Origin of the sequence: Streptomyces sp. NPDC048255 (assembly GCF_040652415.1) — a bacterium.
Classification (GTDB): domain Bacteria; phylum Actinomycetota; class Actinomycetes; order Streptomycetales; family Streptomycetaceae; genus Streptomyces.
This window is the reverse complement of the sequence record NZ_JBEZMA010000088.1, coordinates 1-21,901: the sequence shown is the minus strand read 5'-3', so window position 1 is coordinate 21,901 and position 21,901 is coordinate 1. Positions and strand designations below refer to the sequence as shown.

21 protein-coding genes are annotated in these 21,901 nt (G+C 73.5%); 11 read left to right on the top strand and 10 right to left on the bottom strand.

Annotation, left to right across the window (positions count from 1 at the left end):
* Window positions 1-149: 149 nt before the first annotated feature.
* Complete coding sequence (locus AB0D94_RS35490) at window positions 150-1,655, bottom strand: hypothetical protein (protein ID WP_362061220.1); 1,506 nt, start codon at window positions 1,653-1,655, stop codon at window positions 150-152.
* Between the two features lie 115 nt (window positions 1,656-1,770).
* On the opposite strand from AB0D94_RS35490, the gene AB0D94_RS35485 reads away from it, so the two are divergent.
* From AB0D94_RS35485 to AB0D94_RS35465, 5 genes are all read left to right on the top strand, one after another.
* Window positions 1,771-2,565: a 5-oxoprolinase subunit PxpA gene (locus tag AB0D94_RS35485; RefSeq protein WP_362061227.1), complete on the top strand. Its 795-nt coding sequence runs from the start codon at window positions 1,771-1,773 to the stop codon at window positions 2,563-2,565.
* 8 nt (window positions 2,566-2,573) lie between these two features.
* Window positions 2,574-3,194 (top strand): allophanate hydrolase subunit 1, encoded by a 621-nt coding sequence (locus AB0D94_RS35480; protein ID WP_362061224.1) that lies wholly within the window; start codon window positions 2,574-2,576, stop codon window positions 3,192-3,194.
* Window positions 3,187-4,050 carry a biotin-dependent carboxyltransferase family protein gene (locus tag AB0D94_RS35475; protein ID WP_362061217.1) on the top strand — a complete coding sequence of 288 codons (864 nt, stop codon included), beginning with the start codon at window positions 3,187-3,189 and terminating at the stop codon, window positions 4,048-4,050. Before AB0D94_RS35480 ends, AB0D94_RS35475 begins: the two co-directional genes overlap by 8 nt.
* A 73-nt stretch (window positions 4,051-4,123) precedes the next feature.
* The gene (locus tag AB0D94_RS35470; RefSeq protein ID WP_362061214.1) at window positions 4,124-4,696 is read left to right on the top strand and encodes a sigma-70 family RNA polymerase sigma factor; all 573 of its coding nucleotides are present in this window, start codon (window positions 4,124-4,126) and stop codon (window positions 4,694-4,696) included.
* Window positions 4,693-5,379: a hypothetical protein gene (locus AB0D94_RS35465; RefSeq protein ID WP_362061211.1), complete on the top strand. Its 687-nt coding sequence runs from the start codon at window positions 4,693-4,695 to the stop codon at window positions 5,377-5,379. The genes AB0D94_RS35470 and AB0D94_RS35465 overlap by 4 nt, the downstream gene beginning before the upstream one ends.
* Window positions 5,380-5,462: 83 nt before the next feature.
* Here AB0D94_RS35465 and AB0D94_RS35460 read toward each other — a convergent pair whose 3' ends face one another.
* Both AB0D94_RS35460 and AB0D94_RS35455 read right to left on the bottom strand, forming a co-directional pair.
* A complete protein-coding gene (locus tag AB0D94_RS35460) occupies window positions 5,463-6,860 on the bottom strand; it encodes a HEAT repeat domain-containing protein (protein WP_362061208.1) in 1,398 nt (465 codons plus the stop codon).
* Window positions 6,861-7,192: 332 nt separating this feature from the next.
* Window positions 7,193-7,609: an ankyrin repeat domain-containing protein gene (locus AB0D94_RS35455; protein WP_362061205.1), complete on the bottom strand. Its 417-nt coding sequence runs from the start codon at window positions 7,607-7,609 to the stop codon at window positions 7,193-7,195.
* Window positions 7,610-7,927: 318 nt separating this feature from the next.
* Between AB0D94_RS35455 and AB0D94_RS35450 the strand changes: the two genes are divergently transcribed.
* Together AB0D94_RS35450 and AB0D94_RS35445 are read left to right on the top strand one after the other, a co-directional pair.
* Entirely contained in the window at window positions 7,928-8,122 is a 195-nt protein-coding gene (locus AB0D94_RS35450; protein WP_030031218.1) for a hypothetical protein, read from the top strand.
* Between the two features lie 71 nt (window positions 8,123-8,193).
* Window positions 8,194-9,825, top strand: a complete 1,632-nt coding sequence (locus AB0D94_RS35445; RefSeq protein ID WP_362061200.1) for an ATP-binding protein — start codon at window positions 8,194-8,196, stop codon at window positions 9,823-9,825.
* 75 nt (window positions 9,826-9,900) lie between these two features.
* On the opposite strand, the gene AB0D94_RS35440 is transcribed toward AB0D94_RS35445, so the two are convergent.
* On the bottom strand, window positions 9,901-11,403 hold the full coding sequence (locus tag AB0D94_RS35440; RefSeq protein WP_362061197.1) for a PLP-dependent aminotransferase family protein: 1,503 nt from the start codon (window positions 11,401-11,403) through the stop codon (window positions 9,901-9,903).
* 178 nt (window positions 11,404-11,581) lie between these two features.
* Here AB0D94_RS35440 and AB0D94_RS35435 point away from each other — a divergent pair, with 178 nt between their 5' ends.
* From AB0D94_RS35435 to AB0D94_RS35425, 3 genes are all read left to right on the top strand, one after another.
* The gene (locus AB0D94_RS35435) at window positions 11,582-12,352 is read left to right on the top strand and encodes a glycerophosphodiester phosphodiesterase family protein (RefSeq protein WP_362061194.1); all 771 of its coding nucleotides are present in this window, start codon (window positions 11,582-11,584) and stop codon (window positions 12,350-12,352) included.
* Between the two features lie 64 nt (window positions 12,353-12,416).
* Window positions 12,417-13,814: an MFS transporter gene (locus tag AB0D94_RS35430; RefSeq protein ID WP_362061191.1), complete on the top strand. Its 1,398-nt coding sequence runs from the start codon at window positions 12,417-12,419 to the stop codon at window positions 13,812-13,814.
* 312 nt (window positions 13,815-14,126) lie between these two features.
* Window positions 14,127-14,501, top strand: coding sequence for an RNA polymerase-binding protein RbpA (locus tag AB0D94_RS35425; RefSeq protein ID WP_007262928.1), 375 nt, complete (start codon window positions 14,127-14,129; stop codon window positions 14,499-14,501).
* Window positions 14,502-14,626: 125 nt separating this feature from the next.
* On the opposite strand, the gene fxsA is transcribed toward AB0D94_RS35425, so the two are convergent.
* From fxsA to AB0D94_RS35405, 4 genes are all read right to left on the bottom strand, one after another.
* The gene (gene fxsA / locus AB0D94_RS35420) at window positions 14,627-15,205 is read right to left on the bottom strand and encodes an FxsA family membrane protein (protein WP_362061188.1); all 579 of its coding nucleotides are present in this window, start codon (window positions 15,203-15,205) and stop codon (window positions 14,627-14,629) included.
* Between the two features lie 133 nt (window positions 15,206-15,338).
* Complete coding sequence (locus AB0D94_RS35415) at window positions 15,339-16,112, bottom strand: polyprenol monophosphomannose synthase (RefSeq protein WP_362061185.1); 774 nt, start codon at window positions 16,110-16,112, stop codon at window positions 15,339-15,341.
* A gap of 308 nt (window positions 16,113-16,420) precedes the next feature.
* On the bottom strand, window positions 16,421-18,040 hold the full coding sequence (locus AB0D94_RS35410) for an amidohydrolase (protein ID WP_362061182.1): 1,620 nt from the start codon (window positions 18,038-18,040) through the stop codon (window positions 16,421-16,423).
* 69 nt (window positions 18,041-18,109) lie between these two features.
* The gene (locus AB0D94_RS35405; protein WP_030011705.1) at window positions 18,110-18,550 is read right to left on the bottom strand and encodes an Lrp/AsnC family transcriptional regulator; all 441 of its coding nucleotides are present in this window, start codon (window positions 18,548-18,550) and stop codon (window positions 18,110-18,112) included.
* A gap of 217 nt (window positions 18,551-18,767) precedes the next feature.
* On the opposite strand from AB0D94_RS35405, the gene AB0D94_RS35400 reads away from it, so the two are divergent.
* Window positions 18,768-19,223, top strand: a complete 456-nt coding sequence (locus AB0D94_RS35400; RefSeq protein WP_362061179.1) for a hypothetical protein — start codon at window positions 18,768-18,770, stop codon at window positions 19,221-19,223.
* Window positions 19,224-19,233: 10 nt separating this feature from the next.
* Here the strand turns inward: AB0D94_RS35400 and AB0D94_RS35395 are convergent, their stop codons facing one another.
* Together AB0D94_RS35395 and AB0D94_RS35390 are read right to left on the bottom strand one after the other, a co-directional pair.
* Complete coding sequence (locus tag AB0D94_RS35395) at window positions 19,234-20,325, bottom strand: phosphotransferase family protein (protein WP_362061177.1); 1,092 nt, start codon at window positions 20,323-20,325, stop codon at window positions 19,234-19,236.
* A 182-nt stretch (window positions 20,326-20,507) separates the two neighbouring features.
* Entirely contained in the window at window positions 20,508-21,641 is a 1,134-nt protein-coding gene (locus tag AB0D94_RS35390) for a hypothetical protein (RefSeq protein ID WP_362061174.1), read from the bottom strand.
* Window positions 21,642-21,901 lie beyond the last annotated feature (260 nt).

Here is a 21,901-nt window from a genome sequence, read left to right as displayed (position 1 = left end):
CCAGGAAACCCGGCTCCGCCTGGCACCGGGCTCCGCCCGCACCCGCGCCTCAAACGCCGGCGAGGCTGAAACGGGCGGCAGCGCACCCGCGTGCGCGCACTGCCAGGCAGCCAGGGAAACCGTCCCCGGCCCGGCCAGGGCAACGGCGTTCACGACGCCTCCGCACGGTCGGCGGCCATGCCCGCGGCGTCCAGGAGAGCCGTGCCGACGATCAGGTCGGCCCCGCCGAATTCGGGGTCGTCGAGGGCGGTGCCGTCGTCCACGGCGAAGAGCAGCCGCTCCTCGCCCTGGCGGTACGCCGTCCCCACGGCCGGGCTCGCCGCGTGGACGGCGAGCAGCGCCACCAGGTACGGCAGCTCGGGGTCCGTGCGGCGGGCTTCGGCGAGGAGGCCGGACAGGCGGCGCGGCGCGTCGTGCGGAAGGTTCAGCAGCTCCGTCGCGACGGCGAGCTGCTCCTCGCTGAAGCGGCTGTCGTCCGGGGTGGCGATCAGGTCCGGCTCCGGCATCTCCGCGCCGAGGTGCTCCCGCTCCACGGGCGGGGTCAGCAGGATCTCGACGAGGTCGGCGACCCGGACGGAGACGGGGGTGCGCAGTCCGGCGCCGGAGGCGAAGAAGGCGTCGGTGACCCGGCGGGCCTGCGCGAGGGGCAGCGGCAGGAGCGGGGCGACGAGCTGCCCGTACAGGTCGATGCCGGAGCGCGGCGCGGGGGCCGCGAAGGCCTGGCGGTCCTGTTCGGCGCGGAAGAGCGGGCCGGCGTCGAGCAGCCGGGACTGGAGCTGGGTGTGGCGGCGGATGCAGTCCTTGACGATGTCGACGAGTTCGGCGGCGCGCCGCTTGTTGTCGGGCTCCTCCGCCTCGTCGCGCGCCTTGCGGATGTTGGTGAGGATCGCGTTCTCGTGGCGGTAGCGGTCGGCGACGTGGTCGAGGGCTTCCGCGATCATGTCGGGGACGGCCTGGAGCCAGTCCACCGCCCGGACGTTGCGCCGGGTCGCGTCCAGGGTGCGGCGCAGGGTCTCGGCGTACTGGACGGTCCGGTAGCGGGCCTGCTCCGCGGCGAGCTGGGCATCGGCGAGCCGGCCGCGGCTGATCAGCACTTCGAGTTTGACCTCGGCGGCGATCTGCGCGCTGGTGACGTCGGTGTCGAGGGCGCCTACGAGGACGTTGACGGCCTCGTCGGTGGTGCGCAGGTAGACCGCGCCGCCGTGGCCCGGCACCTCTTCGATCAGCTTGAAGTCGTAGTCGCGGCGGACGTACGTGCCGTCGGGGCCGAAGGTGCCGTAGATCGCGCGGAAGCCGCGGTCCACGCTGCCGACGTTGATCAGGTTCTCCAGCACCCAGCGGGCCACCCGCTCGTGCTCGGCCGCCGGGCGGGACGGTGCCTGGGCGGCGACGCGCGGCAGCAGCCTGGCCACTATCTGCTCGTGGTCCGCGCCGGTGTCGAAGTCCATGTTGAGGGTGACCAGGTCGATCGCGGCCAGCGCGACCTCCGCCATCGCGTAGACCCCGTACTCGCCCGCCAGATTGGCCTTGCGTACGTCGAGGTCGTGCAGCGGGGCGGTGCAGGCGAGGGCGCGCAGCCGCCGGGCCAGGCCCTCGTCGGCGGCCGGGCCCGGCGCCGGGGACGGAAGGGTCTTCGCCGGGGCGGGGAGAGTCACGGACAAAGACTAGGCGCTGACCCTGACAACAACCCAAACGGCACGGTTCGGCCGGATCGTCCCGGCCTCTAGGGAGACGGTGCGCGCGCTGTTCTACGCTCGCCGCATGGCTTCCATGATCACACCCGCGGCCGGTCCCGGGCCCGCCGTCCCGACCGACCTGAACGCCGACCTCGGCGAGGGGTTCGGCCGCTGGACGCTGACCGACGACGAGGCGCTGCTGTCCGTCGTCACGAGCGCCAACGTGGCCTGCGGCTTCCACGCCGGGGACCCGTCCATCATGCGCCGGGTCTGCGAACTGGCCGCCGAGCGGGGGGTGCGGATCGGCGCGCAGGTCTCCTACCGGGACCTCGCGGGCTTCGGGCGGCGCGCGATGGACGTGCCGGCGGGCGAGCTGGCGGACGAGGTGGCCTACCAGATCGGGGCGTTGGAGGTCTTCGCGCGGGCGGCCGGCTCCCGGGTGTCGTACGTGAAACCGCACGGCGCGCTCTACAACCGCACCGTGCACGACGCGGGCCAGGCCTCGGCCGTGGTCGCGGGCGTGCGCCTGGCCGCCGGGGCGGCCGGCCTGCCGGTCCTGGGCCTGCCGGGGTCGCTGCTGCTCGCGGCCACAGCCGAGGCCGGGCTGACGCCCGTACCCGAGGCCTTCGCCGACCGGGCGTACACGCCGGGCGGGACGCTGGTGCCGCGCGGCGAGCCGGGTGCGGTGCTGCACGATCCGGACGCCGTCGTCGAGCGGGCCGTACGGATGGCCGCCGAAGGCGTGGTGACGGCCTCCGACGGGTCACTGGTGCCCGTGGCCGCGCGTTCCCTGTGCCTGCACGGGGACACCCCGGGGGCCGCGGAGCTCGCGCTGCGGGTGCGCGGGGCACTGGAGGCGGCCGGGGTCCGGGTGGAGGCGTTCGCGTGAGCCTGCGGATGCGCGCGCTGCCCGCGGGGGCGGAAGGGCTGCTGATCGAGCTGGGGTCGGCCGCGGACGTGGCGGCGCTGCACGCCGAGGTGCTGCGCCGGCGGGACGCGGGCGAACTGGGCGGCGTACGGGACGTGGTGCCCGCGGCGCGGACCGTACTGCTGGACGGCGTACGGGATCCGGAGGCGCTGGCGGCCCGGATCGCGGGCTGGGAGGTGCCGCCGCTCGCGGAGACGGAGGGGCCGCTGGTGACGGTGCCGGTGCGGTACGACGGGCCGGACCTGGCGGAGGTGGCGGGGCTGTGGGGGGTGCCGGCCCCCGAGGTCGCGGGCATCGTCGGCGGCATCGTCTTCCGGGTGGCCTTCTGCGGGTTCGCGCCCGGCTTCGGCTATCTGACGGGCCTGCCGGAACACCTCCACCTGCCGCGGCGGGACACGCCCCGGCCGGCCGTTCCGGCGGGCTCGCTGGCGCTGGCGGGCGAGTACGCGGGCGTGTACCCGCGCTCCTCCCCCGGCGGCTGGCAGCTGATCGGGTCCACCCGGGCGGTGCTCTGGGACCCGGCACGGGAACCGGCCGCGCTGTTCGCGCCGGGGGTACGGGTGCGGTTCACGGAGGAGGGCCATGAGTGAGCTGCTGGTGGTCCGGCCGGGCGCGCTGACCACGGTGCAGGACCTGGGCCGGCCGGGCCACGCGCACCTGGGCGTGCCCCGCTCGGGGGCGCTGGACACGGGGGCGTACGCGCTGGCCAACCGGCTGCTGGGCAATCCGCCGGACGCGGCGGCGCTGGAGACGACCCTGGACGGGGTGGGGCTCCGGGCACTGGCGGCGGTGACGGTGGCGGTCACGGGCGCGCCCTGCGCGGTACGGGTGGACGGGCGGCCCGCGCCCTGGGGAGCTCCGGTCCGGCTGCGGGCCGGGGCGGAGCTGGAGGTCGGCCGGGCGGAGTCGGGGCTGCGCGGCTACGTCGCGGTGCGGGGCGGGCTGGCCGTCCCGCCGGTGCTGGGCAGTCGCTCGACGGACCTGCTGTCGGGGCTGGGCCCGGCTGTCGTGGCGGGCGGGACGGTGTTGCCGGTGGGGCGGCCGGGGCCGGATCCCGTACGCGGGGCGGACGAGCTGCGGGTGCCGGGGGCTCCGCGGGAGCTGGTGCTGCCGATCCGGCTCGGGCCGCGGGCGGACTGGTTCACGCCGGCTTCGCTCGCCGGGCTGTGGCGTTCGGAGTTCCGGGTCTCGGCGATGTCCAACCGCATCGGCCTGCGCACGGAGGCGGGCACCGCGCTGGTCCGGAGCCGGCCGGGCGAACTGCCGAGCGAGGGCATGGTCCTGGGCGCGGTCCAGGTGCCGCCGGACGGGCTGCCGGTGGTGTTCCTCGCCGACCACCCGGTGACGGGCGGCTACCCGGTGGTGGGCGTGGTCGCCGCGGCGGCCCTGGACGCGGCGGCGCAGGCCCGCCCGGGTGTTCCGGTGAGGTTCGTGGCAGCCCGGTGAAACGTTCGAGGGGGCTTCGGCCAAGTACGGGATGAGGGGGCCGACCGGGCCCCCCGCGCAGGGGAGGAACCGGGTGCCCAGCCCACGACACGAGACCGGACCGCCGGATCTCACCACGCCCGAGGGGTTCGGGGCGTTCTACGAGGAACACATCGACGCCGTACTCGGCTTCGTCACCCGGCGGGTCGCCGACCCGCACCTGGCGGCGGACCTGACGGCCGACATCTTCCTCGCCGCGATGGGATCGGCCCGCGGCTACCGGCCCGACAGGGGAGCGCCGGTCGCCTGGCTGTTCGGAATAGCCCGCAACGTCCTGTCGGGCCACGCCCGCGGGCTGGCCCGCGAGAGCGGGGCGCTGGCGCGGCTGAGCGGGCGGCGCCTGCTCGACGACCAGGACGTGGCGGCGCTGGAGGAGCGGATCGACGCCCAGCGCGCGTTCAGGGAGCTGGCGGAGCGCCACGCCGCCCTGTCCGAGCCGCTGCGCGCCGCCCTCGACCTGGTCGTGCTCGACCAGCTCACCCCGGCCGAAGCCGCGCAGGCCCTCGGCGTCACCCAGGCGACGGTCCGCGTCCGCCTGCACCGGGCCCGGCGCGCCCTGGGTGCCCCGCGCTCCATGACCGCAGTCCAGATGGAGGCAGCCCGATGAGCAGCAGGCCCAGTGGCTTCGAGGAGCGGCTGAAGGCCGCGCTCCTGGCCCGTCTCCCGGAGGCGGTGCCCGCGCCCCCCGCCCGGTCCTTCGCCCGGCGGTACGGCATTCCGCTCGCGGTGGGCGTCGCCACGGCCACCGTGGTCGCCGTCATGACCCTTACGGGCAGCGTCCGCACCGGCTCCCTGCCCGCCGGCACGCCGAGCCCCTCGGCCACGGACGCGCCCAGGATCACGAAGGAGCGGGACGGGTCGCTGCGGTTCGATCCGCCCCGGCAGGAGCAGGTCCCGGCTCTGGCCGACCGGCTGAAGGAACTGGGGGTCGAGGCCGTCGCGCTCCAGCCGGTGCCGGAACGCGAGTGCGGGTCGGCTGGGCTGTGGGCCGGCGGCAACCCGCGCGCAGATCCCGGGGCCGGTCTGTCGTTCGGCGATGACGGACGCACCCTCAAGGTCAACCCGAAGGCGGTCCCCCCAGGACACACACTCGCGCTCGCGTGGACGTACTACGCCCCGTTGTGGGCTGGGAAGCAGGGACTCGGCTTCCGAGTCCTGCCGACCGAGTACGCCCCGTACTGCGCAAACGACCTGACGGAGGCCGCCCTGGAGGCTCAGCGGTTGGGGCCCCCCACCCTGCCCCCCGGCGTAACCCCGCCCACCGGCGTACCGCCCACCATGTCGCCCTGATCGCGCTCCGCGGCCGCACGCCGCGACACCACTCGGCCCGGCCCCCTCTTGTCAGGGGGCCGGGCCGAGTGGTGCCGGTGGGGCTACACGGCGGACTCCGGTGCGATCCGGCTGCGGACGGCCGACTGGACGTCCTCCTCCTCCGCCGGATCGGCGGCCAGGCGGCGCAGCCGGGGCGCCACCCGCGCGTCGGCGGTTTCGGCGTGGCGGGCGGCCACCTCGCGGGTGGTCTCCTCGCAGTCCCAGAGGCATTCGACGGCGAAGCCCGCCGCGAAGGTGGGGTCAGTGCTGGCGAGGGCGCGGGCCGCTCTGCCGCGCAGGTGGGACGAGGCCGTCTCGCGGTAGATGTGCCGCAGCACGGGGGCGGCGCAGCCGATGGCGAGCCGGCCCGCTCCGTCGACGAGGGCGAACAGCTGCCGGGTGTCCGGGCCGGCGCCGCGGACCGTGGAGCGCAGGGCGCCGAGTACGAGGGCCGCGTCCTCGGGCCCGCCCCGGGAGGCCAGGGTGGCGGCGGCCGCCGCGCCGAGCGCGTCGGGGCGGTGGATCCAGCGCCGGGCCCGGTCGACGGCGGCGGGGCCGCACATGCGCTCGTAGGCGGCCACGGCGGGCTCGTCGGCGGCGGCTTCGATGAGGTCCAGTACTGCCGGGTTCTCCGGTTCGGCCAGGACCAGGTGGTGCAGCGCGGTGGCGCGGGCGGCCTCGCCGGAGGCTCCGGCGGCGGCCGCGAGGATGGCGGAGCGGTCCTCGGGTGCGGCCACGGCGGCGAGGCAGCGTGCGGCGGGCACGTGCAGCGGTGTGCCGCGGCGCAGTCCGTCGGCGGCCCAGTCGAAGACGGCCTGGACGCCCCAGCCGGGCCGGGGGCCGTTCGGGGTCAGCTGGCGCTGCCAGCGGTCGAAGGACCCCTGCTGGCGGGCGGCGCGCAGCCGCTCCCCGTACTCCGGCGACTCCTCCCACAGGCACCACGGCCGGGGTTCGTACGCGTCGCGGACGGCGGCGGCCAGCCGCGCCTCGCCCTCCGCCGTGGCGGGGAAGCGGGCGATGACGGGCGCGGCCAGGGAGCGCAGTCCCTCGTCGTCGTCGCGCAGGGCGAGCTCGTCGAGGGCCCAGGCCCAGTTCGCGCCGGAGGCGGCGTACCGGCGCAGCAGCATCAGCGCGTCGTCGCGGCCGTACGAGGCCAGGTGGCCCAGTACGGACAGGGCGAGGCCCGTCCGGTGGTCCTGGTCGTCGACGAGGTCGTCGGCGCTGAAGAGGTGGGCCTCGATCTCGCCGAGGGGGCCGTCGAGGTCCAGGTACAGCCGGGCGTAGTACAAGGAGCGGTTCTCGACCTGCCAGTCCTGACGCGGGTCGCGGAGCACGCACCGGTCGAGGGCCTCCAGGGCCTCCGCACGGGGCGCCGCCAGGGCGTGCAGCGTGCCGTCGCCGCGGCCCCGCTGGAGGAGCCCGAGCAGGGTGCCGCTTGGCGCTATGACTGGTTCGAACATGGGAATGGCCTCAAATCAAGCTGGGGACGCAACCGGGAATCGGGATTCACAGGGCCGCGTAACAGCATGTGAGGACGTCCGCCGTCATGTTCCGCTCGATGTAGACCATTGCCTTCTCACTCTCGTCAGTTCTTCGTGACCATGGTGGCCGGGCCGGGCCGGGACACTCTTCGTGTCCTACCCGCTCCGGCCCGCCCCCCGTGTTCGCGAATCGAATCCGACGCCATGATGACCCAGGCGGTTTGTGCACCGCGACCACATTTACGGCCGCCGTGACCAGACTGTGAGGTCTGCTACCGGCCATGGTCGGCCGGATCACAGCAAAAAGCGGACTACTTGGCTCCGAAGAGTTCCAGCAGGTCGGTCTTGGCGAACATGCGCGCCGTGTCCACGGCGGAGGGGGTTCCGGCGTTCGGATCGGCCCCTCCGGCGAGCAGTGCGCGGATGACGGCCTCCTCGCCCTTGAAGACGGCTCCGGCGAGCGGGGTCTGGCCGCGGTCGTTGGCGCGGTCGGCCTCGGCGCCGTGCGCGAGCAGGACCGTGACGGCCTCGGCGTGGCCGTGGTAGGCGGCCAGCATCACGAGGGTGTCGCCGCGGTCGTTGGTGAGGTTCGCCGGGACTCCGGCGTCGAGGTACGCGGCGAGCATCTGGGCCTCGCCCTGGCGGGCCAGGTCGAAGATCTTGGTGGCCAGCTCGATGACGTCCTCGTCGGGGCCTTCCGGAGAGGTGCCTTCGGTGTGCTCGCTCATCGTTCGTACCGCCTTTCGCTCACTGCTCGCGTGTCCCGCCCCGGTGACCCGTCCCCGGGCCGGAAGGCGGGCAGGGGGATGCACGGCACTGCGTCCGTACGGGTGAATCGCCAGAGTAGCGCCCGGGCCTGGACATGCCGGGGCCGGGCCGAGGCAAAGATCACCCTTGCCCCCTTCGCGCCCGACGCGCCAGCCGGGGTGAGCCGGTCAAGTGAAAAACGGCTGCATTCACCCATATGCACCTTTTGTCGCATTGATACTTCCTGTGAGCCTGGAACAACTGATGGTGACTGTCCCCACCCACCAGGAGAAATTCTCATGGTCCTGTCCATCTCAGGTGTCGTCCTGCTCGGCATCATCTGCTTCCTGTTCTTCAAGAAGGACGGGATGAAGCTGACGCACGCGTTCGTCTGCTCGCTCTTCGGCTTCTTCCTGGCCGGCTCCGCCATCGCCCCCAGCATCACGGCGAGCACCGCGAGCCTCGCGAGCCTTCTCGGCGGGATCAAGCTCTAGCCCGGCCCCCGCACACGAACACCCAGCCACACCCGAAGCACCCGTCACACCCACAACTCCAGGAGACGCCCGTGGCCCGGCGCCCACTTCCCCGCATCCTCAGCAGCGGCACCACGTCGCTGGCACGGGGCCGCGACCTCGCTCGCACGGCCGCCGACAGCGCCACGGACGTCCTCCATCCGCTCCTCACCATCGGACGCGGCCTGCGCATCCTGGCCTCGGCCGGGCGGCGCAAATGGGCCGGGACCCCCAAGGACAAGCGTGGTCCCGCGCTGTTCCTGGGAGCCGCCTGCGTCCTCGTGGTCGCGCTCGTCCCCTACGGACCGCTCCTCGCCCTGATCACGGTCATGGCGGCGGCGGCCTGGCAGGGACGCGACCGCACCCCGGCGAAGACCGGGCCCAGCGATGCCGAGACCGAACGGCTCGGCTCCCTCTACGAAGCCCTCGTGCCGTACTTCTCCATCCCCGAGGACCCCAATCCGCTCTTCGCCCACGGCGGGGACTGGGACAAGGCCTTCAGCGGCTACGAGTTCGACGAGGCGGGCCGCGTCACCCGGCTGCGCATCCGCTACCCGGCCTACTTCACCGACGGCGAGGCCGCCTCACGGACCCGGATCGAGACTTTGCTGCACGCCAAGTCCGGGCGCGGACGGGAGTATCTCTTCGACTGGGACGAGGAGGGCAACCAGCTCGACCTGAGTGTGCTGGCGGCGCTGCCGACGGGCATCGCCGCCCAGCCGTTCGTGACCACGCCCGGCGAGACCGTGCTCGGCTTCACCGACGCGGGCACCGTCCAGCGGACCCTGCCCGTCCTGGACGGAGGCGAGCCCCGCGACGTGCCGCCGGTGCTCTGGCGCACCGGCCCCCGCTCCACCGAACCGCACCTGCTCGCCGTCGGCCAGCCCGGCAGCGGCACGTCCACCCTGCTGCGCTCGATCGCCCTCCAGGCCCTGCGGCACGGGGGCGACGTACTGATCGTCGAGGGCGGCGGCAGCGGCGAGTACGCCTGCCTGGCCGGCCGCACCGGCGTCCTCGCCGTGGAATGCGGGCCGACCGGGGCACTGTCCACCCTGGAATGGGCCGCCCAGGAGACCGAGCGGCGGCTCGTCGCCACCCACCGCGCCCGCGAGGCGGGCCGCCCGGCGCCCGACGACACCCGCCGCCCGCTGTGGATCCTGCTCGACCGGCCGAGCGTGCTCGCCCACCTCGCGGCCGCCGACGGCCGCCCCGACCCGCTCACCCAGCTCCAGGTGCCGCTGCGGCACGGCCGGGCCGCGCACATCACCGTGGTGGTGGCCGAACAGTTCGACCACCTGGAACTGCTCGGCGACGCCGTCTGGCAGCACACCCGGGCCCGGGTCGTCCTCGGGCCGGCCGCGATCCAGCAGATCGCCGACGTGCTCGGGCTGCCGCCGCACACCACGCCGACCGCCCAGGTCCCCCCGGGCCGCGGGTACGCCCGGCTCGGCACCGGCCCGGTGCACCGGCTCCAGGTGCCCGCCACGCCGGACCCGTACGACGACGCCACGCACCCCGGGTTCCGCCAGGCCGTGCTGGAGCTGCTTCCGGAGCGGCTCGCGCATGGCGGGGGCGGTGGCGCAGGCGGCCAGGCCCGTGTCACCCCGGTCCAGGGGCAGCCGCCGGCGCAAGGCTCAGCCGTCGACGCCTCGGAGACCCCAGAAGTGGCGGCCGAGGCACCATAGCCATGGCCCTGGGGCGGGGCCGGGGACGGGACGGGGGTGCCGTCCCGCACCCCGTCCCGCCCCCGGCCCCTGGAGTCACGCCACGAACGTGCGCGGCGGTTCCGCCCCGCTGCCCCCCGCACCCGTGCCGACCAGCCGGGCCGCCGCCGCCAGCCGGGCGGCGGCCTCATCGGCCACCGGCCCGCCCACGGTGAAGGGCAGCCGGACATAGCCCTCGAAGGCCCCGTCCACACCGAACCTCGGCCCCGAGGGGACCCGTACGCCCACCCGCTCCCCCACCTCGGCCAGCCGGGAACCGGAGAGCCCGCCCGCACGGGCCCACAGGGTCAGCCCGCCCCCCGGAACCTCGAACTCCCAGTCCGGCAGCTCCCGGCGCACCGCCGCGACCAGCGCGTCCCGGTTCTCCCGGGCCTGCTCCCGGCGGATCCCGACGGCCTCCTGCCAGCCCCCGGTCCGCATCAGCCAGTTCACCGCGAGCTGTTCGAGCACCGGGGTGCCCAGGTCTGCGTAGGCCCGCGCGGCGACCAGGCTCCGGATGACGTCCGGGGCGGCGCGGACCCAGCCGATCCGCATGCCCGCCCAGAAGGCCTTGCTGGCGGAACCCACGGTGATCACCGTGCTGCCGGACGGGTCGAAGGAACAGACCGGCCGCGGCATGGCCAGCTCCGGATCCAGCTGGAGTTCGGCCATGGTCTCGTCCACGACCAGGACCGTCCCGGCCGAACGGGCGGCCTCCACCATGGCCCGGCGCTGCTCCTCGGAGGCCAGCGCCCCGGTCGGGTTGTGGAAGTCGGCGACGACGTAGGCGAGACGGGGGGCCGAGTCGCGCAGCACCTGCCGCCAGACGTCCATGTCCCAGCCGGCCAGCCCGTCGGCCATGGCGACGGGAACCAGGCGGACCCCGGCGGCGCGCATGAGCTGGAGGATGTTGGCGTAGGAGGGCGACTCGACGGCGATCCGCTCCCCGCGCCCGGCGAAGAGGCTGCAGATGGCGTCGATGGCGCCCATCGCACCGGTGGTGACCATGATCTGCTCGGGCATCGTGGGGATGCCCTGCTCGGTGTAGCGGTCGGCGAGCATCCGGCGCAGCGCGGGCAGGCCCGCCGGGTAGTCCCCGTGGGTGTGCGCGTACGGAGCCAGTTCCTCCAGCGCGCCCTGGACGGCCTTGGTGAGCCAGGGCTCGGGGGCGGGCAGGGCGGCGCAGCCGAGGTCGATCATCGAGCCGAGGGACTCGGGGGGCAGCGGTTCCAGGCCGCGGGCGGGCAGCGGGTTCCCGGCCGGCACGGAGGTCCAGCTGCCGGCGCCCCGGCGGGACTCCAGGAAGCCCTCCCCGCGCAGCGCCTCGTAGGCGGCGGCGACGGTGGTGCGGCTGAGGGAGAGGGCGACGGCCAGCTCCCGCTCGGCGGGGAGCCGCGCGGCGACCGGGACGCGGCCCTCCAGGACGAGCAGCCGGATCCCGTCGGCGAGGGTGCGGTACGCCGGGGCCTTGCGGGCGCCGGGCACGGCGGGCCGCTCCTGCTGGGAAGCGATGAGGCGGGCGAGCTGCGCGGCACCGACCGCCGAGGTCCATTCGGCCATTGCGTGCGGTCCACCTTCGTCGAATTGGCCCTGACGGGTGCCGTCGGGGGCCCGGATTGGATTGAGGTCTTCCGCACAGATTGTCACGCCCCAGTCCACTTCCGCCAGGGGGCCATCGGCCCAGCGTGCCGCCCACCCACGCGATGCCCCGGCGCACGGCGCGGGGGATACTGCCGCCGTGACGCACGTACGCCTTCGCCACCCGTATCTGGACCACCCGGCTCCGATCCCCTTCGCGCACCGGGGCGGTGCCGCGGACGGGCTGGAGAACACCGCCGCCGCCTTCCACCGGGCCGCCGCGGCCGGCTACCGCTACTTCGAGACCGATGTGCACGCCACGGCCGACGGCAAGCTGGTGGCCTTCCACGACGCGACCCTGGACCGGGTCACCGACGGGCGGGGGCGCATCCGCGAACTGCCGTGGAGCCGGGTCCGCGAGGCCCGGGTGGCCGGTACCGAACCGCTCCCGCTCTTCGAGGAGCTGCTGGAGGAGTTCCCGGACGCCCGCTGGAACATCGACGTCAAGGCAGAGTCCGCGCTGCACCCGCTGCTCGACCTGATCGCCCGGCGCGGGCTCTGGGACCGGGTCTGCGTGGGTTCCTTCTCGGAGGGCCGGGTGGCCCGGGCCCAGCAGATCGCCGGCCCGCGGCTGGCCACCTCGTACGGCGTGCGCGGGGTGGTCGGCCTGCGGCTGCGCTCGTACGCGATCCCCGCGGCGCTGCGCGTCGGGGCGGTGGCGGCGCAGGTTCCGGAGATCCAGGCGGGCATCCGCGTGGTCGACCACAGGTTCGTGCGCACCGCGCACGCACGGGGTCTGCAGGTGCACGTGTGGACCGTGAACGAACCGCAACGCATGGACGCGCTGCTCGACCTGGGCGTCGATGGCATCATGACCGACCGGATCGACATCTTGCGCACGGTGCTGGACCGGCGCGGCGCCTGGGCCTGACACGCCTCCGGCCGCCGGCCCGGGCGGCGCGGTGCGGTACGGGGACCAGCGAGGGGGGCACCGAATGAGTGCGCAGACGGCAGACGACGCGGATCCCGGGGCGGAGGGCGGCCCACCGGCCACGGCTACGGCCACGGCGGCGGCCACCGCCGCGCGCAAGCGGGAGCAGCGGGGCTGGTACTTCTACGACTTCGCCGTCTCCGTGTACTCGGCCAGCGTGCTCACGGTGTTCCTCGGGCCGTACCTGACCTCGGTGGCCAAGGCCGCCGCGGACGCCGAGGGCTTCGTGCACCCGCTGGGCATCCCGGTGCGGGCCGGCTCCTTCTACGCGTACTCGGTCTCGGCCTCGGTGATCCTGGCGGTGCTGCTCATGCCGCTGGCGGGTGCGGTCGCGGACCGGACCGGGCGCAAGAAGCCGCTGCTGGCGGTGGCCGCGTACACGGGGGCCACGGCGACGGCCGGAATGTTCTTCCTGGGCGGCGAGCGCTATCTGCTGGGCGGACTGCTGCTGATCGTGGCGAACGCCGCGCTGTCGGTCTCGATGGTCCTCTACAACGCCTACCTGCCCCAGATCGCCACGCCCGACGAGCGGGACACGGTCTCCTCGCGCGGCTGGGCCTTCGGCTACACCGCGGGCTCGCTGATGCTGGTGGTGAACCTGGTCCTCTACACGGCCCACGACTCCTTCGGCCTCACCGAGGGCGAGGCGGTACGGATCTGCCTGGCCTCGGCGGGCCTGTGGTGGGGGGCCTTCGCGCTGATCCCGCTGCGCAGGCTGCGGGACCGGGCCGTGGTCCACGAGCCGGGGGCGGGGCCGGCCGTCAGCGGCTGGAAGCAGCTCGTCGCCACGCTGAAGGACATGCGGCGCTACCCGCTGACCCTGTCGTTCCTGCTGGCGTACCTGATCTACAACGACGGTGTGCAGACGGTGATCTCCCAGGCCTCCATCTACGGCTCGGAGGAGCTGGAGCTGGAACAGTCCACGCTGATCGGGGCGGTGCTGCTGGTGCAGGTCCTGGCGGTGGCGGGCGCGCTGGGGATGGGCCGGCTGGCCCGGATCTACGGCGCGAAGCGCACGATCCTGGGCTCGCTGGCGGCCTGGGCAGTGACGCTGGCGGTCGGATACTTCCTGCCCGCCCGGACCCCGGTGTGGTTCTTCGCGCTCGCCGCGATGATCGGACTGGTGCTGGGCGGCAGCCAGGCGCTGTCGCGCTCACTGTTCTCGCACCTGGTCCCGGCGGGCAAGGAGGCCGAGTACTTCTCGGCCTACGAGCTGAGCGACCGCGGGCTGAGCTGGGTGGGACCGCTCGTCTTCGGCCTGACGTACCAGGTCACGGGCAGTTACCGGGACGCGATCATCTCGTTGGTGGTCTTCTTCGCACTGGGTTTCGTGCTCCTCGCGCGAGTGCCGGTGCGGCGCGCGGTGGAGGCGGCAGGCAATCCTGTACCCGAGCGGCTCTGAACCTGCTCGGAGAGTGCGCCCGACCCGGACCTGCGAACGAATTCCGAACGAATTTAGACGTTGAAGCAAAGGGCCGGTAGTGTACGCCTTTGGCCTGCCAGGCGGACCGTTACTGCGCGCTCAAGAAGCGTGGACGTTGGGTGACATCTGCTGCCAGATGTGACAAAACGGGCACTGGTGGGTACAACAAGGGGCGGCACGACGGGCGACGCACGACCCGGAGCGGGAATCTATACCGCCGACCGGACGTTGACCGGATGACGACGACAGCGACACCTGTCCTGTGGGCGACAAGCCCGGGAGGCACGATTCATGAGTGAGCGAGCTCTCCGCGGTACGCGCCTCGTGGTTACCAGCTACGAGACGGACCGCGGCATCGATCTGGCCCCGCGCCAGGCGGTGGAGTACGCATGCCAGAACGGACATCGATTTGAGATGCCGTTCTCGGTTGAGGCAGAAATTCCGCCGGAGTGGGAGTGCAAGGCGTGCGGCGCCATGGCACTCCTGGTGGACGGGGATGGGCCCGAAGAGAAGAAGGGCAAGCCTGCGCGAACGCACTGGGACATGCTCATGGAGCGGCGCACCCGCGAGGAGCTGGAGGAAGTGCTTGCCGAGAGGCTTGCGGTCCTTCGTTCCGGCGCCATGAACATTGCCGTGCATCCGCGGGACAGCCGCAAGTCCGCCTGACAGCCGGACGAACAGCACAAGCCGAGGGGCCCCGCCACACAGTGTGTGGCGGGGCCCCTCGGCGTTTCTCTTCTCTCGTCGTGTTCGCCGGACGGCTTCTTCGCCGTGCCGTTTCGCCGTACCGGCTACGGAGCCAGCGGCGGGCGGTAGCCGGCGTCCGGCCCCTGCGGCCCTTCCGGCCGGTCCTCGCGGATGACCTCACCCTGGACGACCTTGCCGTCGGGGTAGCGGATACGGGCCTGCTGGAAGGCGTCGCCGAAGCTGCCGGCGGGCGCCGAGGCCATCTTCCGCTCCAGCGAGCGGGCCGCCCGGCGGCCGATCCATGACCGGACGGGCGGGAGCAGACAGAGCAGGCCCGCCACGTCGGAGAGCAGGCCCGGCATGATCAGCAGGAGGCCCGCCAGCATGGTCAGGCCATTGCCCTGGCCGGGCTGCTGCGGGGTGGGCTGCTGCCCCTGCTGGGCCTGCTGGAAGGTTTCCGCCAGGTTCTTGAAGGCACGCCGCCCGGCCCGCTTGATGACCACCACGCCGAGGACCATCGCGCCCGCGAGCAGCAGGGCGACGGTCAGCCCGCCGGCCTCGCCGGCAACCAGGCTGAGCAGCCAGATCTCCAGGATCAGCCAGGCGGCGACCGCGAGGGGAAGGAACGTACGGGCGGGCGAGCGCCGCCGGGGGGCCGTCGAAGTGGGAACGCCGGTCGTCATGACATCCAGTGTGCCTGGACCGGCGTAAGAACGACCTCAGCCGGAGGTACCGGACACCCCCTAGGGGCCGCCGCGAGTCCAGCACGATCGGCGGGACACCCCCTGCGGGGAGTCCCGGCCTGCGGCGAGGGGATCAGGCCTTGGCCGAGCCCTTGCCCGTCAGCTTGGCGACCTGGGCCTTGACGCCCCACTGGGTGACCCGCCACAGGGCCTCCACCACGATGTCCTTGCTCATCTTGCTGTCGCCGAACTCGCGCTCCACGAACGTGATGGGCACCTCCACCACGCGGAAACCCTTCTGGACCGCGCGGCGGGCCAGGTCCACCTGGAAGCAGTAGCCCGCGGAGGCCACCTCGTCCAGGCCGAGCCCCTCCAGGGTCTCGCGGCGGAAGGCACGGTAGCCGCCGGTCACGTCCCGGATCGGGACGCCCAGCATCAGCCGGGAGTACGTGGACCCGCCGCGCGAGAGGATCTCGCGGCTCTTGGGCCAGTTCACGACACGGCCGCCCGGCACCCAGCGGGAGCCCAGGACCAGGTCCGCTCCGGCCAGCGCGGTGAGCAGCCGGGGCAGCTCCTCCGGCTGGTGGGATCCGTCGGCGTCCATCTCCACGATGACGCCGTAGCCGTTCTCCAGGCCCCAGGCGAAGCCCGCCAGGTAGGCGGCGCCGAGGCCTTCCTTGCCCTTGCGGTGCAGTACGTGCACGTGGTCGTCACCGGCCGCCAGCTCGTCCGCCAGCTTGCCCGTGCCGTCGGGGCTGTTGTCGTCCGCGACGAGGATGTGGGCCTCGGGCACTGCCGCGCGGACACGGCCGACGATCAGCCCGATGTTCTCCGCCTCGTTGTAGGTCGGAATGATCACCAAGGCTGTACCGAGCGGTCCGTAGCTCTGCTGTCCGCCGTCGCTCACTGAGTCCCCTTTAGGTATTCCTGTTCGTCCTGCACGTCCTGTCACAGTGGATGATTTTAGAACAGCGATCGGGGCCCGCGGTCCTTCGGGCCGGTCAGGCGCTCACTGGCTGCGGGCCGCCCTGACCGTTGTCTACTGGACCGCCGGGCCCCGACCTGGGGTGCCACCCGCCGCCCGGCGAAACCTTCCCTCGCCCCCGAGGCGCGGGCGCGCTGAGCAGACGGATCCGTCCGGCACGGACGTCCTGTGGTGGACCCGGCCGAACCTATCCGGGTCCGGCCGCCCGTACCGAACCGAGGCCGACCGCATCACCCCTGTGGGCGTACGAATACCTCCCGCCCACCGACCACCGTCGCCAGGCACACCGGCAGTTCCGCACCGGGGCTCAGATCGGGCAGTCCGGGGGTGCCCGAACGGGGGTCGGTGGACCAGCGGGCGACCCGGTCGTCGGGCGCCTGGACCACCAGTTCCGAGGTCTGCCAGACGGCATAGTCGGCCGGGGCGCCGGGGACCAGGACGCCCGCGTCGTCACGGCCGATGGCCCGCCAGCCGCCCCGGGTGTGGGCCGTGAAGGCCGCCCGTACGGAGACGCGGTGCCCGGGCGTGCGGTGGAAGGCGGCGGCGCGCACCGTGCCCCAGGGGTCCAGCGGGGTCACCGGCGCGTCCGAGCCGAAGGCCAGCGGTACACCGGCCTTGAGCATGGCGGCGTACGGGTTGAGGGTGCGGGCCCGTTCGGCGCCCAGCCGGTCCGCGTACATGCCCTCCTCGCCGCCCCAGGCGGCGTCGAAGGCGGGCTGCACGGAAGCGGTCAGGCCGAACTCCGCGAAGGCCGCGATGGTGGCGGGGGTCATCATCTCGGCGTGCTCCACCCGGTGGCGGGCCGCGCGGACCCGGGCCAGGCCCACCTTCTCGGCCGCCGCCCGGACGCCCTCCACGACTGCGGTGATCGCGGCGTCGCCGATGGCGTGGAAACCGGCCTGGAGGCCCGCCTCGGTGCAGGCCGCCACGTGCTCCCCCACCGCCCGGGCGTCGAGGTATCCGGTGCCGGTGTGGTCCGCGTCCGCGTACGGGCTGTGCAGGCAGGCGGTGTGCGAGCCGAGGGCCCCGTCGACGAAGAGGTCACCGGCCGCCCCGATGGCTCCCAGCTCCTTGGCCCGGTCGAGGTCCCGGTCGGCCCAGTACCCGAAGACGCGCGGCCCGGGCCGCTCCTCGGCCAGGGCCAGCAGGGCCGTGAAGTCCTCGGCGGAGGAGATGTCGGGCCCGCCGCACTCGTGCACGGAGCCGATCCCGAGGGAGGCCGCCCGGTCGAGGGCGGCCCGCTGGGCCTCGGCGCGCTGGGCGGGGGTGACGGCGGCCAGGGCGGCCGCGCGGACGGCGTGGTGGGCGTCGCGGGTCAGCGGCTCGTCGCCGTCGGCGCGCACACCGGGGACGAGGTCGAGCAGGGCGGTGGTGACCACGGCCGAGTGCACGTCGATGCGGCTGAGGTAGAGGGGGCGGCCGCCGGCCGCCCGGTCCAGCTCCTCGCGGCGCGGGGCGCGGCGCTCGGGCCAGCGGGCGGCGTCCCAGCCGTGTCCGAGGAGCACCCGGTCGGCCGGACGGCTCGCGGCGTACGCGCGGACGAGCTCCAGCGCGTCGGGCAGGGAGCGCGCCCCGGTCAGGTCCAGGCCGGTCAGCGCGAGACCGGCCGAGGTGGTGTGGACATGGGCGTCGGTGAAGGCGGGCGTGACGAGCGCCCCGCCGAGGTCGACGACCTCGTCCACCCCTTGCGCGAAGGCGTCGGCCGCACCTTCGGAGCCGACCCAGGCGACGTGGCCGCGCTCGACCACCATCGCGGTGGCGAAGGGGTCGGCGGGGCTGTGGACCTCTCCCCCGCGCAGGAGGACGGTACGGGTGGGGTCGCTGGGGGCGGGGATCGCGCGCTCGGTCATGCGGACCAGTTTCGCGTGTTCGCAAGGCGCGCGTGGACGCGGGTGCGGGGGTCGGCGCCCCGCGGGTGGCTACACGCGGGGCGGGCGGGCCTCGTACGGGGTGGACAGGACCACGGTCGTACGGGTCGAGACGTGGGCGAGGGCGCGCAGCCGGCCCAGCAGGTCTTCGAGCTCCAGGGGGGTGGCCACGCGCACCTTGAGGATGTAGTTCTCGTCGCCCGCGACGCTGTGGCAGGCCTCGATCTCGGGGACGCCCGCCAGCCGGTCGGCGATGTCGTCCGGGGCGCTCGGGTCGAACGGTTTGACCGAGATGAAGGCGGTCAGCGGCAGGCCGACGGCCTCGGGGTCGACGACGGCCGCGTAACCGCGGATCACCCCGCGCTGTTCCAGACGGCGTACCCGCTGGTGGACGGCCGACGTGGACAGGCCGGTGGCCTTGCCCAGGTCCGTGTAGCTCATCCGGCCGTCCCGCACGAGCAGATCCACGATCTGGCGGTCCAGCTCCTCCATTGCGCTCATAGCCGCTCAACCTAAGGCCCAAGGGTGCTCCAGGCCCAGTGCTGTCCACCCACTGGTGGCATCTGCGGCAGGCATGTGACCAAAGCCACAAGGGTATACCGGCGTACGGCGGGCTGTTGTGGTTACTCGTGCCGCGCGACGGGAAGTGCTTGCTGTGGCCGAGGCCGAAGAACCTGCCCGCCCGGCCCACCCAAGGGGGAGTACATCCATGCTGAACACCAAGCGCGCCGGTCGCACCGAACCGGAGCCCCTGGAACCTCTCGAATCCGAGGACGACGACTATCTCGATACCCTCGAGGACGCCGAAGGCTTCGAGATCCACCACGCGATCTGCCCCGACTGCGGCCAGGCGATCGCCCTCGTCGCGGACGAGGAGTTCCTGCCGGAGCACGCGCTCTGCCTGACCCCGTGGAACCCCTTCGGGCTCACGGTCTGCGCCGGCACCGGGCGGCCCGCCTCCGACGCGCTGCCGACCGTGGGCGCCCTCCAGCCCGAGGAGGAGGCCGCGGAGCCCGACCCCGTCGTCCTGCTGGCCCTGCCCCAGGGGCTGGACTGGCGCACGCAGCCCTTCTCGCACGTCGGCGGACCGGGCTCGCGTCCGGTGCGTGTGATGAGCCCCGTGCTGCTGCCGCAGACGCGGCAGCAGCACGCGCAGGCCGCCTGACCCCGCACCGCTACCAGTACGTGCCCTGCACCATGGCAGCCAGGCTGGCATGGTGCAGGATCAGGCTGTCCGGGTCCGCCGGGACCTCCACCTCCCCGAAGTGCGCCTGCCGGTAGGCGATGCGCAGCATCACGATGCCGTGCCGCAGGGCCGCGTAGAGGGTGTGGAACTCCATGTCGCGCGGGGTGTGCCCGGTGAGTTCGGCGTACCGGCGTTCGAGGTCCTCGCGGCGCAGGAAGTCCGGCAGGCCGGGCTGGCCGAAGCCGACGGTGAGGTCCTGGAAGAAGCGGTGGAGGTAGACGGTCCAGCCGAGGTCGACCTCGCGCGGGGCGTAGCCGGCCATCTCCCAGTCCAGGACGGCGACCGGGGTGAAGCCGTCGTAGATGACGTTGCCGATGCGGGCGTCGCCCCAGTTGAGGACGGCCGGGCCCTCGTCCGCCGGCCACAGCTCCTCCAGGCGGGCGAAGGCCCGCTCGAGGAGCGGCGAGGGGGCGAGCCCGTCCACCACCCAGGAGTAGTAGGCGCGTTGGGCGTCCACGTGCCGGCGCAGCGGGGTGCCCGCGCCCTCGGGGAGCAGGAACTCCGCCTCCTTGCCCGGGAACTGGTCGTGCAGACGGGCCAGCAGCGCGATGCTGGCCTCCTGGAGTTCGGCGCGTTCGGCGTCGGTGGCGGAGTGCAGCCAGTTCCCCTCGTAGGTGTAGGGCATGACGTCCGGCGGTACGCGGCCCTCGGCGCGGGCCATCACGAAGAACGGCGCCCCGAGCGGGCCCGGGTCCTCCTCCAGCCACAGCACGCGCGGGACGGGCAGGTCCGTGTGCTGGGCGACCAGGCTCATCACGCGGTGCTGGCGCGGCATGTCGTAGGCCGGGAAGACGGTGTAGGCGGCCGGATCGGCGGCGAGGCGCAACGCGCAGGCACGGACCGGGGCTTCGGGGTGCTCCAGGTCGAAGAGCAGGGTCTCGCTGGACATGCCGTTGGACCCGGGGACGGACACGTTGGTGACCTTCGCGCCGGGAAGTTCGGCGCCCAGCCAGACGGCGAGGCGCCGGCCGAGCTCCTCGGGCTCCCGGGTGGAGGTGCGCGGACGAGGTGCGGTGGCCATGATGAGCCCCTTTCGTGCTGGGTGGGTCGTGGTGGGTCCTTGTGGTCCTGTGGTGCTTGCGGTCCTTGTGGTCCTTGGTGGGTACGGTCTGTGGTGGGTGCGGCTGTAGTAGGTGCGGCTTGGTCCCTGGTGGGTCGTGCTGGTACCCGGTGGGTCCTACTGATCCCTGTCCCTGGTGGGTCCTACTGGGCGACGGAGGAGTAGTCGGCGAAGCCGCTGGGGTCGTGGCGGCCGAAACTGCCGTGCTCGAAGATGCCGTGGCCGACCTGCCCGTCGAGGGTGAAGCGGGCCGAGTGGTCGGTGACGCCGAAGGCGGCCATGGGGTGGGCGGCGGGGTCGGACAGGTCGTAGACGCGCCGGTCGGTCCAGCCGCGGCCCTGCCAGGTGCCGTGCTGCCAGTCGGCCGCGGGCGGGTAGCCGGCGCCGACGGCGAGCGGGGAGGAGTTCAGGATCTCCACGCCGAGTTCGAGGGGCTTGCGGGAGGGGTCGGTGAGGTGGACGACCGCGCTCTCGGGGTGCCGGCCGCCGGGGCGGTAACGGATCTCGGTGTGCGGCCAGCCGAGCTGGACGTCGTGGCGGCCGCTGCCTTCGGGGAAGACCTGCACGGCCTCGTTCAGGGTCCGGTGGCCGTCCGCGTCCTCCTGGGCGATGACCATGACGAACCGGTCCTCGAAACGGACCGGGATCCAGAGCCAGTGGAAGCCCTCGGGGCGGTACTCCTCGGCGGCCCGGCCCCCGTCCTCCCCCGGGATCGGCCGCACACCCCAACTGCGGTCCCGGGTCCCCGTCCACTCCCCCGGGGTGAGCGTGAACTCCTCGCCCTTGGCCCGGATGCTGCCGGTGACCTGGCCGGCCTGGACGAAGCGGCGGCCCTCCAGGATGAGGCGGTCGCCCCGCCGCTGGACGTGGTGGGGCTCCCAGACGGCGGGGAACTCGGCGGTCCAGGTGACGTCGTACGAGAGCCCGTCAGGGTCGGCCGGATCGGCCGCGCAGCGCAGGGTGAGCTGCTTGAGGGGGACGTCGACGGTGATGGACAGCGGCCCCACGGAGAGGTTCATCCGGTCGTCGCCGAGGGCGTCGGAGGCCCGGACGGCGAGGAGTTCGTCACCGATCCGGAGGGTGGCGTAGGCGTCTATGACCCCGGCGTTGGGATAGACGCCGAGGCCGAGGATGAGAACGGCGCGGCCGGCGTGGTCGAAGACGTGGAAGATGCACCGGTCGTAGGCGTTGCGGTCCCCGCTGACGACGTGCTTCATCGACAAGGGGGCCTGGTGGATGGGGTATTCATCAAGCGCAACGGGCCGGTCGGCGGACATGGCGGACCTCCTGGACGGGGCGGGGGTGGGGTGGGGTGGGGTGGGGGCGGGTGAGTAGATGTGACGGTACGTCAGAAATGCTGACCGGGACCAGACTTCTGGCACAACCTGACAGCCCGACACGAATGGCCGGGGCGGGGGCTTCGGGGGGCCTGAGCCAGCAGAACCCGATCAGAGAAGGTTTGGGGGTTTCCCGTCAGTCCCATCGTCTCTCCGTGTCGGGCCGGCCCCTCAAGGGCGCTCCCTGCGGTCGCGTCGCT